This is a genomic window from Sphingobacterium daejeonense, from assembly GCF_901472535.1.
Classification (GTDB): Bacteria; Bacteroidota; Bacteroidia; order Sphingobacteriales; family Sphingobacteriaceae; genus Sphingobacterium; species Sphingobacterium daejeonense.
Window position 1 is genome coordinate 4,293,713 of record NZ_LR590470.1, and the last position, 15,017, is coordinate 4,308,729.

14 protein-coding genes and 1 pseudogene are annotated in these 15,017 nt (G+C 37.2%); 11 read left to right on the plus strand and 4 right to left on the minus strand.

Features of this window, described 5'->3' with window-relative positions; all coding sequences use genetic code 11:
• Positions 1-6: 6 nt before the first annotated feature.
• Genes FGL31_RS23935 through FGL31_RS20490 form a run of 7 tightly spaced genes read left to right on the plus strand, consistent with a single transcriptional unit; the run spans position 7 to position 5,471 of the window.
• The gene (locus FGL31_RS23935; protein WP_197734339.1) at positions 7-762 is read left to right on the plus strand and encodes a PVC-type heme-binding CxxCH protein; all 756 of its coding nucleotides are present in this window, start codon (positions 7-9) and stop codon (positions 760-762) included.
• Positions 763-811: 49 nt separating this feature from the next.
• Positions 812-1,594, plus strand: a complete 783-nt coding sequence (locus FGL31_RS23940; RefSeq protein ID WP_446677084.1) for a DUF7133 domain-containing protein — start codon at positions 812-814, stop codon at positions 1,592-1,594.
• 16 nt (positions 1,595-1,610) lie between these two features.
• Positions 1,611-1,775, plus strand: a complete 165-nt coding sequence (locus tag FGL31_RS23945) for a hypothetical protein (RefSeq protein ID WP_197734341.1) — start codon at positions 1,611-1,613, stop codon at positions 1,773-1,775.
• Entirely contained in the window at positions 1,747-2,217 is a 471-nt protein-coding gene (locus tag FGL31_RS23950; protein ID WP_262709263.1) for a c-type cytochrome, read from the plus strand. The genes FGL31_RS23945 and FGL31_RS23950 overlap by 29 nt, the downstream gene beginning before the upstream one ends.
• Positions 2,218-2,232: 15 nt before the next feature.
• Positions 2,233-3,087: a sugar phosphate isomerase/epimerase family protein gene (locus FGL31_RS20480; RefSeq protein ID WP_138094104.1), complete on the plus strand. Its 855-nt coding sequence runs from the start codon at positions 2,233-2,235 to the stop codon at positions 3,085-3,087.
• 60 nt (positions 3,088-3,147) lie between these two features.
• Positions 3,148-4,407, plus strand: a complete 1,260-nt coding sequence (locus FGL31_RS20485; RefSeq protein ID WP_099370743.1) for an MFS transporter — start codon at positions 3,148-3,150, stop codon at positions 4,405-4,407.
• A 23-nt stretch (positions 4,408-4,430) separates the two neighbouring features.
• Positions 4,431-5,471 (plus strand): ThuA domain-containing protein, encoded by a 1,041-nt coding sequence (locus FGL31_RS20490; RefSeq protein WP_197734343.1) that lies wholly within the window; start codon positions 4,431-4,433, stop codon positions 5,469-5,471.
• A gap of 1 nt (position 5,472) precedes the next feature.
• On the opposite strand, the gene FGL31_RS20495 is transcribed toward FGL31_RS20490, so the two are convergent.
• Positions 5,473-6,720, minus strand: a complete 1,248-nt coding sequence (locus tag FGL31_RS20495; RefSeq protein ID WP_232047026.1) for a 3-deoxy-D-manno-octulosonic acid transferase — start codon at positions 6,718-6,720, stop codon at positions 5,473-5,475.
• A 56-nt stretch (positions 6,721-6,776) separates the two neighbouring features.
• Here FGL31_RS20495 and FGL31_RS20500 point away from each other — a divergent pair, with 56 nt between their 5' ends.
• Together FGL31_RS20500 and galE are read left to right on the plus strand one after the other, a co-directional pair.
• Positions 6,777-7,742, plus strand: coding sequence for a UDP-glucuronic acid decarboxylase family protein (locus FGL31_RS20500; protein WP_099370745.1), 966 nt, complete (start codon positions 6,777-6,779; stop codon positions 7,740-7,742).
• Positions 7,743-7,753: 11 nt separating this feature from the next.
• Entirely contained in the window at positions 7,754-8,782 is a 1,029-nt protein-coding gene (gene galE, locus FGL31_RS20505) for a UDP-glucose 4-epimerase GalE (RefSeq protein WP_099370746.1), read from the plus strand.
• A 68-nt stretch (positions 8,783-8,850) separates the two neighbouring features.
• Here galE and FGL31_RS20510 read toward each other — a convergent pair whose 3' ends face one another.
• On the minus strand, positions 8,851-9,153 hold the full coding sequence (locus FGL31_RS20510; RefSeq protein WP_317131100.1) for a DUF983 domain-containing protein: 303 nt from the start codon (positions 9,151-9,153) through the stop codon (positions 8,851-8,853).
• A gap of 70 nt (positions 9,154-9,223) precedes the next feature.
• The gene (locus FGL31_RS20515) at positions 9,224-10,138 is read right to left on the minus strand and encodes an AraC family transcriptional regulator (protein ID WP_138094106.1); all 915 of its coding nucleotides are present in this window, start codon (positions 10,136-10,138) and stop codon (positions 9,224-9,226) included.
• 172 nt (positions 10,139-10,310) lie between these two features.
• Here FGL31_RS20515 and FGL31_RS20520 point away from each other — a divergent pair, with 172 nt between their 5' ends.
• Both FGL31_RS20520 and mfd read left to right on the plus strand, forming a co-directional pair.
• Complete coding sequence (locus FGL31_RS20520; protein WP_099370748.1) at positions 10,311-10,865, plus strand: hypothetical protein; 555 nt, start codon at positions 10,311-10,313, stop codon at positions 10,863-10,865.
• Positions 10,866-10,923: 58 nt separating this feature from the next.
• Positions 10,924-14,263, plus strand: a pseudogene (gene mfd / locus FGL31_RS20525) (transcription-repair coupling factor).
• Between the two features lie 184 nt (positions 14,264-14,447).
• Here mfd and FGL31_RS26870 read toward each other — a convergent pair.
• Entirely contained in the window at positions 14,448-15,008 is a 561-nt protein-coding gene (locus FGL31_RS26870; protein ID WP_232047027.1) for a hypothetical protein, read from the minus strand.
• Positions 15,009-15,017 lie beyond the last annotated feature (9 nt).

Below are 15,017 nucleotides of genomic sequence, written 5' to 3' on the forward strand. Positions count from 1 at the left end.
CGGCAAATGGGTGAAATTAGAGATACTGCAATCTGGATGGCGGCCAAAGGTGAGGCTTATGATCTAGCCAAAATGGATCAAAATACCTTAAAGTTACCAGAGGTTATGACTAATTTCGATTTTGGTCAAGATCCAAATTCCAAGTATTTATATGGCGAAGAGGCTTTAGCAAAATTCCATACTGCTCCAGGTTACAAAATAGACCTTTTTGCTTCGGAGAAAGAATTTCCAGACCTAGCTAATCCTGTTCAAATCTCATTTGATTCTAAGGGCAGGTTATGGGTTGCGACGATGCCGAGCTATCCCCATTGGAAGGCAGGAGATGGAAAGCCTAATGACAAAATCATTATTCTTGAGGATACTGATGGCGATGGAAAAGCAGATAAACAATCTGTTTTTGCGGACAACCTGCACTTACCTATAGGTTTTGAGTTTGCTCCCGAAGGTGTTTATTTATCTCAGGGGAAGAATTTAGTTTTACTAAAAGACACTGATAATGATAGCAAGGCAGATGTTAAAGAATTAATTCTAAGTGGGTTTGATGACCATGACACGCACCATGCTCATAGTGCATATACGATGGATCCATCAGGTGCTATTTTCATGGCAGAAGGGGTATTTTTGCATACCAATGTTGAAACATCCTATGGTCCAATCAGAGGTGTCAACGGTGGTTTTTACAGATATTCACCACAGAATAAAAAACTGGAACGAGTAGCTCAGGTTTCTATTCCAAAACCCTTGGGGTATAGCAACAGATAAATGGGGACAAACGTTATATCTAGAAACATCAGGTCCTGATGTGAGATGGATGTTGCCAGGAAGCAGCAAGCCTAGATATGGTGAGGCAAATGATAAATCATTCAGCCTAGTAGAAGAAAAACATAAAGTAAGACCTACCTCAGGTTTGGAATTTATTTCCTCAAGACACTTCCCGGATGATGTTCAAGGAGATTATCTTCTAAACAATACGATTGGATTCTTGGGTGCAAAGCAACACACCTTTGAAGATGACGGTACAGGATATAAATCAAGACATCGGCAGGATCTTTTTTGGTCTGACGACAAGAATTTCAGACCTGTAGATTTAGAATTTGCACCGGATGGCTCTCTATATGTTGTTGATTGGCACAATATGTTGATTGGTCATATGCAACATAATGCTAGGGATCCGCTTAGAGATCATGTTCATGGTAGAATTTATCGAGTTACTTATCCTTCGAGACCGTTGGTAAAACCTGCAAAAATCGATGGAGCTACTATTGATGAGCTTTTGGAGAACCTGAAATTGCCCGAGGATAGAACCCGGTATAGGACCCGCAGCGAACTTAGAATGCGAAATGCCACTGATGTTGCGAAAAAGGCAACAGATTGGGCAAACAAATTAGATAAAAATGACCCAAAATATCTTCAGAATCTAACTGAAGCTATGTGGGTAACATGGGGAGCAAATAAAATTAATGCAGACCTTGTTCAAAAATTGTTGGCGTCGAATGATTATCATGCACGTGCAGCTGCCGTTCACGCGATTAGATATAATACGGACAAAATCAAAAACTACAAGGAGTTGCTGGCAAAAAGCAGCCAAAGATGAAAATGGCCGTGTAAAATTGGAACTTATCACAGCAGCCTCATGGTTAAAACCGGCAGAAGGAATCGATCTAATGGATGCAATTGATACGACTAGCCTGGATATTTGGAATAAACCAGCTTATATCAATTCATTTTCTCACTTGAACAATAAATCTGTTAAAGAAAAAAACAGAACCAAGTAAAACAACAACTAAACTAACTGGCCAATCATTTGAACAATATAAAAGGGGGGCTGTGATCTATGCTAAAGAAGGCTATTGTATCACCTGTCACCAACCGAATGGGAAAGGCTTGGATGTTTCGGGATTCCCACCTTTAAATGCTAGTAAATGGGTTACTGGCAGTGAAGACCGATTGATAAAATTAACTCTTAATGGCCTTTTGGGTCCGATTGAGGTCAATGGCAAGAAATATCCCGGTCAAGTACCCATGACTCCGTTTGGAATGATGCTGAATGACCAAGAAATTGCAGATGTTTTAACTTTTGTGAGAAACTCATTTGGAAATGAGGCTCCTGCGGTTTCGGCAGCAAAAGTAAAAGAAATACGTGCCTCAATTCAGGATAAAAAAGGATTTTACTCGCCAGAGGAATTATTGAAAGCGCATCCTCTAGAAAAGGAATAACTATAAAAACAGAATATGAATAAAATTGGATTTAATATTTTACCATGGACAGCTGGAGTATCCTCGAACACATTTCCTATCCTTGATCGGTTGAAGTCAATTGGATACGATGGCATTGAAGTTCTTATTGGATCTCCAGAGGAAAAAGAATATAAAGCATTAGCTGCTCATGCCAAGAGCTTAGGACTAGAAACAAATGCTGTAACAGTTGTCGGGGAACATGAAAATCCAATTTCAAACAATAGAGAGGTTAGACAAAAGGGTGTTGAGAGATTAAAGTGGATTATAGATCGAGCTCATGATTTAGGTTCGAAAATATTATGCGGGCCCTTTCATTCTGCTCATAGTGTATTTACCCGAGCCGCAGCGACCGAACAGGAATATGAGTGGGCAGCTGAGGCGTTGCGAATTGCAGGAGATCATGCCCAACAGGCAGGAATTATCTTAGCACCAGAAGCTGTAAATAGGTTTGAGAATTATTTGGCAAGTTGTGTCGACCATTTGGTTCATCTAGTACAATTGGTGGACCATCCGCATGTAAAAGCCATGTATGATACACACCATGCCAATATTGAAGAAAAAAATGTTACCTGTTCTATCCAGAAAATAGCTCCTCATTTAGCGCATGTCCATATCAGTGAAAATGACCGCGGTACCCCAGGGAAAGGTTTGGTTCATTGGGATGAGGTTTTTACAGCCTTAAATGACATCAACTATCAGGGTTGGTATACAATCGAAGCATTTTCAAGAGCGGATCCAGATTTTGCGAATGCCATCAATGTTTGGCGTGAATATTCTGATCCTTGGGAAATTGCAGAATATGGATATCACTTTATAAAATCCAATCTAGAAAAATTTGAAAAAAAATAAGTTATCTTGTATCTTGTTGTACAATCAACACTTAAATTTTAACCACAAATAAACCACATTATGAGTAAACAAGTTAACCCTAGTGCCTTATTTTTAGGAAGCTGTTTAGCCCTAATTACAACAGGTCTTACCTTTTCGATCAGAGCAGGAATTCTTCCTCAGCTGGGAGAAAGTTTTAATCTTAGCGCTGAACAGTTGGGATTCATCAATTCCATGTGGTTCTTAGGATTTCCAATTTCCATGATATTAGGAGGGATTTTTTATTATAAAATCGGACCTGCCAACATCATGCGATTTGCATTTGTATCTCACACCTTAGGGATTTTGCTAACCATCTTTGCATCAGGCTATACCACTTTACTGATTTCGACTTTATTTATTGGTTTAGGAAATGGTTGTACTGAGGCGGCGTGTAACCCATTGATTGCGGATTTATATTCCGGCAAAAAGATGGATAAAATGCTGAACAGATTCCATATGTGGTTCCCTGGAGGAATTGTATTGGGAAGTTTGATATCATTAGGAATGACAGAAATGGGAGCTTCATGGCAAACTCAAATGTGGGTCATAATGATTCCTACGATCCTATACGCGATTATTTTTTACGGAAAAGCATTCCCTCAACCAAAACAAGAAAGTGCAACTTCGCTGTCCAACAATGTTAAGGCGATGTTCTCTCCTACCTTTATTTTCTTATTCTGCTGTATGGCATTAACAGCCATTTCAGAATTTGGACCTCAACAATGGGTAGGTATTATCATGGCAAATAGTGGAGCAAGTCCAATGTTAGTATTGGCTCTTGTTACCGGAGTTATGGCAGTGGGTAGATTCTTTGCTGGTCCGGTTGTCAAAGCATTAGGCCAAACAGGGGTATTATTGGCAGGCGCTATTTTTGCTACCATCGGAGTTTATTTGTTCTCCATTGCAACAGGTGGTTTAGTTTATGTTGCTGCATTATTATTTGCAATTGGAGTATGTTATTTCTGGCCTACCATGATCGCTACTACTGCACAGAGAGTTCCATTAAGTGGAGCAATAGGTATGTCTGTGATTGGTGGAGTAGGTATGTTCTCAACATCTATTTTCCAACCGATTATTGGTCGTTGGATCGACCAGTCAAAAGCTGCAGTACAGCAATCAGGAGCGGTTGTAGAAAACCTCGATTTGGCAGTTGGACAAGCTACGCTCGCAAAATTAGCCTTATTCCCTGGAGTCTTGATTATTATATTCTTATTCTTCTATTTTTGGCAAAAAAGAACATATCAACCAGTTCATGATGAAGAAACAGGAAATATCGACCCACAAGTTGAAACTACTTAAAATCCAATAACTTAAAAAAAATAATGATACTAAGCCTCAGAACAAAAATGCCTGTAACTAAAAATCTAATTATTATTTTGCTTTTGGCAATCAGTTTTTCATTACAAAACTGTATTGCACAACAAAACAATTGGTTACACTTCAAACCTGAAAATGCACAGGCCAAGAACAAAAAGATTGTCCTTATTTCTGGAGATGAAGAGTATCGTTCTGAGGAAAGTTTGCCCATGCTTGCGAAGATCTTAACTCGTAAGCATGGGTTTGAAACTGTTGTATTATTCTCTATAAATCCTTCTACCAATCAGATTGATCCTGAATATCAAAAGAACATTCCAGGCTTAGAAAATCTAAAAGATGCAGATTTAATGATTATAGCCACACGGTTTAGAGAACTGCCAGATAATCAGATGAAATACATAGATGATTATTTAAAGGCTGGTAAACCTGTTATTGGGTTACGGACTGCCACTCATGCATTTAATTTTGCTAAGGAGTCTACTAGTCCTTACAAACATTATGGTTATAGCACTGCTGATGGAGATTGGAAAGGTGGGTTTGGCGTTGTTGTATTAGGTGAAACATGGATCAATCATCATGGCGACCATGGCACTGAAGGTTCATTAGGACTACCAAACGGACTTCAGGTCAATGCTAAAAACCCCATCTTATTAGGGGTTGGTGACATTTGGGTGCCTTCAGATGTTTATGGTATTCAAAATGACCTTAAAAATTCTAACATACTAGTTTGGGGACAACCCACATTGGGAATGACAGAAGACAGTCCAGTAAACAAAAAGAAATCCATAATGCCTGTAGCTTGGACCAAGGAATATCAGTTACCTAATGGGAAAAAGGGGAAAGCATTTACCACCACGATGGCTTCATCAATTGATCTATTAGATCAAAACCTTAGAAGATTATTAGTGAATGCTAGCTATTGGGCAGTTGGTATGGAAAAGGACATTAAAACTGACTTTAATATTGACCCTATTGGGGAATACAATCCTATTATGTTTGGTTTCGGCACGCATGTAAAGGGCAAAACACCAAAAGATTATCAATAAACTACCCTAACAGCTTTTCTGTTTCCAGATATTTCATAATAATCTGGGTAGCACCTGAACGTTGTTGAACATAATTTTTAGCAGCTAGGCTCGATTTTAATAATTTATCACTCTGTTGAAGAGCAGTAAAAACTTCTTCTAACTCTTGATACTTTGAAATCGAAAAACCTGCTCCCAATTCCAAGATGTCAATTGCTTCTTGGAATTTTTCATATTTAGGACCAAAGATCACTGGCATTCCATAGGTTGCTGCTTCCAAAGTATTGTGAATTCCAGCACCAAATCCTCCACCTATGTATGCAATTCTCCCATAATAATATAAGAAAGATAGCATCCCAATATTATCAATTATAAGCTCTCTCGAAACTGTTTTCTGTTGGTCAGTATAGGTATCATATTTTGAGAAGAGCATAGCATTTGGAAACATCTTTTGAAGGGCATTGATGTGATCATCATGAATTTCATGTGGCGCAATAATGGCCTTCAAATCCTTATGTTTTTCCAAAAGCTCTTTTAACAGTATTTCATCCTCCGGCCAAGTACTCCCTGCAACCAATACATTGCTATCTTTGCTGAAATGAAGAGCTGGCAAAATCTCTTTATGCTGTTTTGGGAGTTCAACCACCCTGTCAAAACGTGTATCTCCAGCTAAGCCCGCCTTTGTGATACCTATCCATTTTAACATATTTACACTTTCATTATTTTGGGTAAAGAAGTAGGAAACTTTCTTTAGGATCGACCTGAAGAAACCACCATATTGCTTGAAAAATATTTGATCTTCCCTAAAAATGGCCGAGATCATTAACAGTCGGATATTGCGTTTGTTTAACTCATTGAAGTAGTGATACCAATATTCGTATTTGGTAAAAACAGCGAATTTTGGATTTAGAATATCTAAAAATTTCCTTGCATTTTTAGAGGTGTCAGCAGGCAAATAGAAGACAAAATCTGCTAAAGGGGTATTTTTCCTTATTTCATAACCTGACGGGGAGAAAAATGTTACAATTATTTTTTCACTTGGAAATCGTTGTTTTATTTGTTCCATGACCGATCTTCCCTGTTCGAATTCTCCGAGTGATGCAAAGTGGAACCAGATGTATTCTTGACCTTGTTCAACCGTTTGCTCTATCTGTTTCAACAATCCTTTACGACCAATGACCAAGAGCTTGGCTTTAGCATTGAAAGGTGCCAAAATCCAAATCAATAAACTATAAATGGATATCCCTAAGTCGTAAAGAAAACGCATCATGTTAAAATATTACTTATCTTCGTCAAAGATATTTAAACCTTTTCAAATTCACTATTGTGCAAGAGAACAAGCGCAAACGAATATTAATAACTGGGGCAGCTGGATTTTTAGGATCACACCTGTGCGACCGTTTTATTGATGAAGGTTTTCATGTCATCGGAATGGACAACCTTGTCACTGGTGACATCAAAAATATTGAGCATCTTTTTAAACTCCCAAATTTTGAATTCTACAACCATGATGTTTCAAAGTTCGTCCATGTGCCTGGTGAACTGCATTATATTCTACATTTTGCCTCTCCAGCAAGTCCTATAGATTATCTAAAAATACCCATTCAAACCTTGAAAGTTGGTTCTTTAGGCACGCATAATCTTTTGGGCCTTGCCAAAAGCAAAAAAGCAAGGATACTAGTAGCTTCGACATCGGAGGTGTATGGTGATCCGCTTGTATCTCCCCAAAATGAAGAATATTGGGGCAACGTAAATCCTGTTGGCCCGCGAGGGGTATATGATGAGGCGAAAAGATTTCAAGAAGCGATGACGATGGCTTATCATAACTTTCATGGCCTAGAAACGAGGATTGCGAGAATATTCAATACATTCGGTCCGAGAATGAGGTTAAATGATGGTAGGGCATTACCAACCTTTATAGCTCAAGCCCTTCAAAATAAAGATGTTACTGTTTTTGGGGACGGAAAACAAACTAGGTCATTCATTTATGTTTCTGATCAAGTTGAGGGTATATGTAAATTACTATCCAGTGATTACCATTTACCGGTAAACATTGGTAACCCAGAAGAGATGACGCTTATTGATATGGCAAAGGAAATCATTGCACTTACCAATAGCAAATCCAATATCATCTATGAACCGTTGCCAATTGATGACCCGAAACAACGTCGGCCTGATATTAGTAGAGCTCAAGAAATCTTAAATTGGCAACCAAAGGTTTCAAGAAAAGAAGGTTTAGAGAAAACAATTGGTTATTATCAATCATTATTTAAAGAACATCCAATCACATAAAAAAATATAAAATGAGTAAAATACTAGTTACCGGAGGGACCGGCTTTATTGGATCACATACAGTAGTTGAACTTCACAATGCAGGTTATACTCCTGTTTTGGTTGACAATTTATCAAATTCAAACATTAAAATCCTTGAACAGATTGAAAAAATCATCGGAGTAAAACCAGAATTCCATCAGTTTGATCTCTGTGATACAGAAAAAGTGAATGAGTTTGTCGCTGCCAATCCTGATATCTCTGGGATTATTCATTTTGCTGCTTCTAAGGCAGTTGGCGAGTCGGTTCAAAACCCATTAAAATATTATCATAATAACTTCTTCTCTTTGATCAATCTATTAGAGGCTTACCGAGAGAAACCTATCAACTTTGTATTTTCTTCAAGCTGTACAGTTTACGGGGAGCCAGACTCTCTTCCAGTAACAGAATCAGCTCCTGTAAAAAAGGCTACTTCTCCTTATGGAAATACCAAGCAAATCGCTGAAGAAATACTTGAAGAAACAGCAAATGCAAATAATAATTATCAATTCATTGCCCTGCGTTACTTCAATCCTGTTGGAGCACATGAATCAGCGTTAATTGGAGAGTTACCAATTGGTGTTCCTCAAAACCTATTGCCTTTTATCACTCAAACCGCTATTGGGAAACGTGAGAAACTAACGGTATTCGGTGCTGATTACGAAACTCCAGACGGTTCGGCAGTTCGCGATTATATCCACGTAGTAGACCTTGCAAAAGCGCATGTGGCAGCTATTAAATTATTGGAAAAAGGCAATCCTAATGGTAATTACGATGTCTTCAATATCGGTACTGGAAATGGATACTCCGTTTTGGAAGCAATCAAAGCCTTTGAAAATGCATCTGGCCAGAAATTGAACTTTGAAGTAGGCCCACGCCGTGAAGGTGATATTGTTAAAGTGTGGGGTGATGTAACGAAATCTACAAAAGAACTAGGCTGGAAAGCAGAATTGGGAATCGATGAAATGATGTCTTCTGCTTGGGCATGGGAAAAATATTTGAAAGAAAACCCAATTGGGTAGTATTTCAGAAAATGCTATAAGAAATATAAAAGTCCGCTAAAAGTAAATAGCGGACTTTCTTTTTTCATTTACTTCCCTTCAGCTTTTACCCTTTCAAATATCCTTTCGTTGAATTTGAATGAGGGTGTCATAAAATAAAGTAAGATAATTCTTGAGTATCTGTTATTGAATGGGGCTAAGAGAATAGTTACGGTCAATGCTACAATGACATATAGCCAAGGGCTTTCCAAGTTCCCAGATAAAACATAAGTAGCAACACAAGCTGCCACCAATTCTGCAACACTCATGGCATAACTCACGTACATTGCCACATAAAAATATCCTGGTTCCTTTTCAAACTTCAAATCACAAGCCGGACATCTCTCCAGCATTTTTTGAGATTTAAAACTTAAAAGTGGTGCTGCAAACATGTTTCCTGTTCTACATCTCGGGCATTTACCCTCAATCGCACTTTTCAATTCTGATGGTATGGTATATTTTGTGTCCATTTTCAATTTTACTTCCATTGTAATTTCTGAATTCTTCAGGGGTTTTCCTTTCAACTTTTTTAAAAAATTTAGTGAAATATGAATTGTCGTTGAAATTCAACTCATAAGCCACTTGCGAAATCGTCCAATCCGGAAGGATCAGCAACCGTTTCGCTTCCAACATAATCCTATTCCTTATCACTTCTCCTGCTTGCATCCCTAAATATTCTTTACAGACTGAATTTAAATGGTTGGGAGTAACAAATAGTAACTCAGCATAGTCTTTTGGCAGATGCAATTCACGAAAATTCTCATCTATTAGTGAAATAAAATTCTTTATTAATACTAAATGATAATCCACTGATTGACCCGGAAACTTCGGAGAATATGCTTGGTCTAACCTCAACAGTATGTAAAGCAACAAAGAACGCTTTAGATCAATAGCCGTTTGTTCTAAGTTCAAAACAATTAATTGATTGAATAAGTTAGAAATTTCCCGCAATTGATAATCCTCAAGGACAAAAACACCGTCGTTCAATGACGAGAATAAATTCAAATTATCAACATAACTGGGCTGTATCAATAATGATTTGAAATAATCAATATCAAAGTTGACAATAAAACCTGTCATGTTTCCCTTAAACATCCATGAATGAACTTGACCAGGTCCCATGCAATATATTTGACCCCTTTCAATAGTATATTGTTTGAAATCAATCTCATGGCTACCCTCTCCAGATAAAAATAACACCATTTGGTAAAAGTTATGCCGATGTGGGAATATTAAGTTATTATTGTTCCTTAAATATACATCCAGGCGGTCTGCCAAAAAGTGCTTATCCTCTTTGTAGGATACTGTACATTGCTCTAAAACAGGTATCTTGCCCATACATTACAAAGGTAACCAATAACTACCACTACGAATGGTATAAAACCGATTAACGTTGGTACTTTTTACTTATCAGCGGATATACTCATAGCTTTTTGATAGAAATATTGCCATTAACTTTCAGCAACTAGTATAAATTGTATTATTATCAATCTATACCTATCTTTATTTCATGTCATTACACAAAGATCAGGAACTAAAGGAGGCTGTGTTAAATTTACCTACCAAGGAGAAAGACAAGCTGTTGGTCAGATTGATCAACAAAGATAAAATGCTGTTGAAACAATTGCATTACGAGCTTTTGGAAGATGAATCTGATCTTGAAGACAGGATTATTGACTTAAAAAGCAACTTGGAATCTTTATTTGAAACCAATGCAAACAAGATCAAGAACATTCCCGTTTATTCTAATTATAAAGGATTGAGCAGCACATTGCGACAAGCAAGTGGAATGGTGAATGAGCATGAAAAAATCACAAAAGATAAGTTTTCTGTAGTAGAGGCTAGATTGTTGATATTAGAGGAAGCATTCGATCTTTATCCATCACTGTTTGGACCTTCAGCTCTTTCACCTGCCTTCAAATTGCATAAGTATGTAAATGGAAGAATTAAAAATGCCGTTAAGCTTTTCAACAACCTGCATGAGGATCTTCAATTTGACCTTAGAGAACAAATGGAATTTGTGTTGAACTTCGCAGCCGACAATAAGTTAGATTATGACTTATAGGTAAATAGCCTGTAAAATCCTCAACTAAATTTTCGTAAATTCGCAAAAATAAATAAGAGTGAACGTTCAAGAACTATTAAATAAATACAGCCATTCCCAACAAGTACAAAACTTTGCAGATAGTATCAAAGAAGGAAAACCCAAAGTCCATTTAAAAGGACTTGTTGGTTCTTCAGATGCCATGGTAGCTGCTGCTACCTACCAAATTGAGAAAAGATTAAATGTATTTATCCTTCCTACTCATGAAGAAGCATCTTATTTTTTGAGCGACTTGGAGAGCTTATTCGATAATCAGATCTTGTTTTTTCCAGCCTCTTATCGGAAAGCATTTGAATTTACTATCCTAGATAGCGCCAATGTACTCCAGCGTGCAGAAACTCTTAGCTCTTTAAACCGAAATTCTGAATTGCCAAGAATTGTTGTTACATATCCTGAAGCAATATCGGAAAAGGTTATCAATAAACAGGATCTGGAAAAAAATACCCTCGTAATTAGGGTCGAAACTAAATTAAGTATCGACTTTATCAATGAGTTTTTATATGAATATGATTTCGAACGAGTAGATTTTGTATATGAACCCGGGCAATTTGCGATCAGGGGTGGTATTGTCGATATTTTTTCGTTTTCAAATGATTTGCCTTATCGAATAGAATTTTTTGGTGATGAAATTGAAAGTATAAGGACTTTTGATATTGAATCACAACTATCTGTAAACAAGATAAACTCGGTAACCATCGTTCCGAACGTTCAAGCAAAATTCTTGAGCAACAATCATATCTCTCTGCTTGAATATATCGACAAAGATTCTATCATCTGGCTAAAAGATGTCCAATTTACCTTGGATATCATTAAAGAAGGATATAAGAAATCTTCCCAATATTGGAAAGCATTAACAGAAAAGGAAATTAAAGATAACCCAGATTGGGTGGATCCAAGGTTTACTTTTACGGACGACAAAAACTTCAATGCAATGTTGTTCGAATATCCTGTTGTCGAATTCGGAAAACAATTTTTTTATAAACCTGATGTTGAGCTATCATTTGATACTCATCCTCAACCCTCATTCAACAAGGATTTTAGCTTGCTGATTCATAATTTTCATGAAAATGAAAAGCATGCAATTCAAAATTATATTTTTTCAGATTCTACTAAACAAATCGAAAGGATATATGCAATCCTTGAAGACCTTGATAAGAATGTATCATTCACTCCTATCTACAAAGCGTTACGCGAAGGTTTTCGAGATGACAATCTCAAAGTAGCTTGCTATACGGACCATCAAGTTTTTGACCGTTATTATAAATATAAAAGGAGAAAAGGTTACGAAAGATCGCAGGCCATAACCTTAAAAGAATTAAGTGAGTTAAAACCTGGTGATTATATTACCCATATTGACCACGGGGTTGGGAAATACGCAGGTTTAGAAAAGGTTGATGTTAATGGAAAAAGCCAGGAAATGATTCGCCTGGTTTATGCGGACAATGATTTGCTTTATGTTAATATCAACTCTTTAAACCGTATTTCTAAATACTCTGGTAAAGAAGGTACAGTACCCAAGATGAATAAACTGGGGACTGATGCTTGGGAGAAATTAAAAAGAACGACCAAGAAAAAGGTTAAGGACATTGCTCGGGACCTGATTATGCTGTATGCTAAAAGAAAGGCACAAACTGGTAATGCATTTAGTCCAGACACTTATTTGCAGCGGGAATTGGAGGCTTCCTTTATTTACGAAGATACCCCCGATCAAGAAAAAGCAACAGCGGATGTAAAAAAAGATATGGAATCTCCACATCCTATGGACCGGTTGGTCTGTGGCGATGTTGGTTTTGGAAAAACTGAGGTTGCCATCCGCGCTGCCTTCAAAGCAGTTGCTGACAGCAAACAAGTAGCGGTCTTGGTTCCCACAACAATTCTTGCATTACAACATTACCGAACTTTCTCGGAACGCTTGAAAGGATTGCCAGCAAATATTGATTATATCAATCGTTTCAAATCCAGCAAACAGATTAAAGAAACTCTTAAAAAACTCGAAGAAGGTAAAGTAGACATCATTATTGGGACCCACCGTTTGGTGAGCAAAGATGTTAAATTCAAAGATCTCGGATTGATGATTATTGATGAAGAGCAAAAATTTGGAGTTTCTGTAAAAGAAAAGCTGAAGGTAATGCGTGCAAACGTAGATTCATTGACCTTGACAGCTACCCCAATTCCAAGGACTTTACACTTCTCATTGATGGGCGCCAGAGATTTAAGTATTATTTCTACACCTCCGCCGAATAGACAACCTGTACAAACTGAACTTCACGTTTTCAATGAAACTTTAATTAAAGAAGCGGTAAGTTTTGAAATAGACCGTGGAGGTCAAATATTTTTTATCCATAATCGAGTGGCAGACCTCCCGCAACTAGGTATGCTGATCAGAAAATTGGTACCGGGGGCAAAAGTCGGAATCGCTCATGGACAATTGGAGGGTGATGAGTTGGAAGATGTTATGTTAAAATTCATCAACCATGAGTATGATGTATTGATTGCCACAACCATCATTGAAGCTGGCTTGGACATTCCAAATGCTAATACGATCATAATAAACCAAGCCCATATGTTCGGGTTAAGCGACTTACACCAAATGAGAGGACGAGTAGGAAGATCGAATAAAAAAAGCATTCTGTTACCTGTTGAGCCCACCTTTATCGACTCTAACTAGTGAAGCCTACAAAAGATTATCAGCAATAGAAGAATTCTCAGAATTAGGTTCTGGATTTAATGTTGCCATGCGTGACTTGGATATCCGTGGATCTGGCAACTTATTGGGAGCTGAACAGTCTGGATTTATCGCAGAGATAGGCTTTGAAATGTATAATAAGATCCTTGATGAAGCAGTTCAAGAATTGAAGGATGATGAATTCGGGGATTTATTCGCAGATGAGGAAAACAGGAAATATGTTTCTTTCACACAGATTGATACAGATTTAGAAGTAATGATTCCAGATGAATACGTAACGAATGTTTCTGAAAGATACAATCTATACAATGATATTTCGAAATTAAAAGATGAAGGTCATTTGAAAAAATTCGAACAAGAATTATTGGATAGGTTTGGTCCTATTCCAAACCAGGTTTTTGAATTGTTCAATACTTTAAGGTTACAATGGCTGGGTAAGGATATAGGCTTAGAGAAGATATCATATAAGAAAAACATCTTAAAAGGGTTTTTTGTAAACAACCCGAAATCAAGTTATTATCAATCTGAAAACTTCGGAAAAGTTTTGGCATTTGTCCAAAAATACCCTAACATTTCAAACCTAAAAGAAGTAAAAGGTCAACTCCGAATTGCCATTAATAATGTAAATAGTATAGAATACGCTATAGAATTGCTGAAAAAAATGCTATATTAATTTAAAGGGGGCGAATGGCTCTTTTATAAAAGTATACTAAAAAACCTGTAATAAATTTTAAATACAACCTTAGCTTGATAGGAAGCGAGTTTGTTAGAATTGGCTTGTTCATATATGTGTCCCATTATTTATCGTAAAAATAAAAAGTGATGGGACACATAACAATCCCCAGAATTAGGTATTTTTACTCTATAGCAAAAAATATTGCGTTAGCCATAATCAGCTTACCACTTTCCCAAAAATTCCTGAACAAAACGTTGTCTGTCAAATAAATAACTGATCCACGACCTAGGTTCTGAGTTCCAAAGACAAGACCATTCTTGAGTTTTTTATTCAGTGTATGCCCAACAAAACCGCTCATTTTGGAATCTTCTGTGATATAGCCCACATTCCATCCCTTCCCGGTTTCAAAATATTGAAATAAGTTTTCGTCTTGTTTTAGAGTAAAGTAATCTTTTACCCCAAACATCAAGGGATGCGAACTGTCAAAGGTTACTTTGAAAATTGCACCAGCTGTATAGTTTTCCAGAGCACCACGCTCACGATCACCGTATTTCTTAAGAGGATTTGGCTTTGATTTAGAAGAAGTATCTTGTTTCACAGGTTTCAAATCCGACCATGATTGGGATGCTAATTGGGTAACTGCAGATTCTAATGCTATTACTTTCCCTCCTTTCCTTATCCAATTTGCGAATTCATCGGTCTGAGCCTTATCTTTTAAGAAAGGATAGTTGCCATTAGGCATAATGAACAG